Below are 1,759 nucleotides of genomic sequence, written 5' to 3' on the forward strand. Positions count from 1 at the left end.
TGTGCTCGCAGGATAAGTACATCCCTGTACAAACCCTGCTCCTGCACATCCCTGTGCTCGCAGGATAAGTACATCCCTGTACAAAATGTCAGTCGGTTCTGCCGACTGGCATTTTTTTGGTTCTTCGCAGATTAGCGGGAAATGAGGAATGCGGCGGCGAGAAGGGTTAAGGTTGTGTTCGCCAAAACATTACCCACAACCCGACCGCCACCGACGTCATGGATGCTAGTCTGCTAGACCTCTTCTGGGAAGGGTTTGAGCTGGAAAGCTACGAAATACCGCCCCCCAATTCCCTCTTGCTTCGCCTGGCCCCCAAGTCCTCACAGCCGCCCTTTTGCAGCGACTGTGGCCAAGCCACGCTGTTGATTCACGATGTCAGCCGACGGCACGTCCGAGAGCGGGATCTATTCAACTATTGGGTGTGGCTGGAGGTCCCTGTACGACGCGTGCGCTGCGCGGATTGCGGCGTCCGCCGGGAGAAAATCCGCTGGCTTGCGGGGCGTCGAAATCTGCCCCAAGCGCTGGTCAACTACGTCGAAGCGCTGGTACGTCTACTGCCCGTCAAGCAGGTGGCGGAGCTGCTTGGATTACACTGGCACACGGTAAAATCGATCGATCATCAGCGTTTGACGTGTGAAGTGACAGCGCCGGACTTGGGCCGGGTCCAACGGCTCATCATGGATGAGTTTGCGCTGTTCAAGGGTCATCGCTATGCCACGGTGGCCATCTGCGCTGACACCCAGCAGGTGCTTTTGATCGGCGAAGGACGCAGCCGCAAGGCCGTTCGGCCGTTCTTCGAATGGATGGGCAAGAAGGTTTGTCGCCGGATCGAGGCGGTGGCCATGGACATGAATACTGCGATGGACCTGGAGGTGCAGAAGCACTGCCCCAAAGCCCGCGTGGTTTACGATCTCTTCCACGTTGTCGCCAAGTTCGGTCGGGAGGTGATCGATCGTGTCCGGGTTGATCAAGCCAATCTACTGCGTGATAGCCCGGCTGAGCGGCGGGTCATCAAGCGCAGCCGTTGGCTGCTGCTGCGCAATCCCGGCAACCTGTCGCAGGAGCAGGGCGTCAAGCTGGAAGAGCTGCTGGCGGCCACTGCACCGCTAACAACCGTCTACGTGCTGAAAACCCAACTGAAGGAGCTGTGGTATGCCCCCAGTGAAAACGAGGCACGTCGACGCTGGGGTGAGTGGTTCGCGATGGCCCTGGATAGTGGAATCAAACCGCTGATGCTCTTCGCCAAACGCCTGCAGAGCTATCTGTCAGGTATCGTGGCAAGCGCCGTCTTCCGGCTCAATACGAGCGTGCTGGAAGGAATGAATAACCGTATCAAAGTGCTCAAGCGGATGGCCTATGGATACCGGGATAACGACTACTTCTTCCTGAAGATCAAAGCCGCATTTTCCGGTAAAACGCGATGAACCAAAATTAAACCCGGGCTCTATAGAGTCCGGGCTCTCGATATTGCGCTTATATTTTCAGACTATTCGGTTAAAAAGAGCCTGCCTGATTTTCCATCGATTTTTTAAAGTCTTATTGCGCAGCCTTCGCGTAAAGACTGTCCGCACGCAAGGGCGATTTCAAGGGCTCGTCGTCCGTCCTCCTGGCCGACGCTGGGCAGTAAATTGGATTCCAGACATGAGATAAATTCGGCTACTTCCTGCTCGAACGACTGGGCGTAGCGTTCCAGGAAAAAGTGCTTGAGCAGTGGTTTGGCGTCGGTGACTTCTGCACTCGAGTGACTGAGCAGGGTGTC

General features: G+C 56.2%; 1 protein-coding gene and 1 pseudogene. One reads left to right on the top strand and one right to left on the bottom strand.

All coding sequences use genetic code 11. The annotated features are described in order from the left end of the window. Positions 1-218: 218 nt before the first annotated feature. On the top strand, positions 219-1,424 hold the full coding sequence (locus tag F451_RS0124305) for an ISL3 family transposase (protein WP_020684016.1): 1,206 nt from the start codon (positions 219-221) through the stop codon (positions 1,422-1,424). Between the two features lie 104 nt (positions 1,425-1,528). Here F451_RS0124305 and F451_RS28265 read toward each other — a convergent pair. Then, positions 1,529-1,759: pseudogene (locus F451_RS28265) on the bottom strand (hypothetical protein); the annotation flags it as partial.

Source organism: Marinobacterium rhizophilum DSM 18822 (assembly GCF_000378045.1).
GTDB lineage: Bacteria > Pseudomonadota > Gammaproteobacteria > Pseudomonadales > Balneatricaceae > Marinobacterium_A > Marinobacterium_A rhizophilum.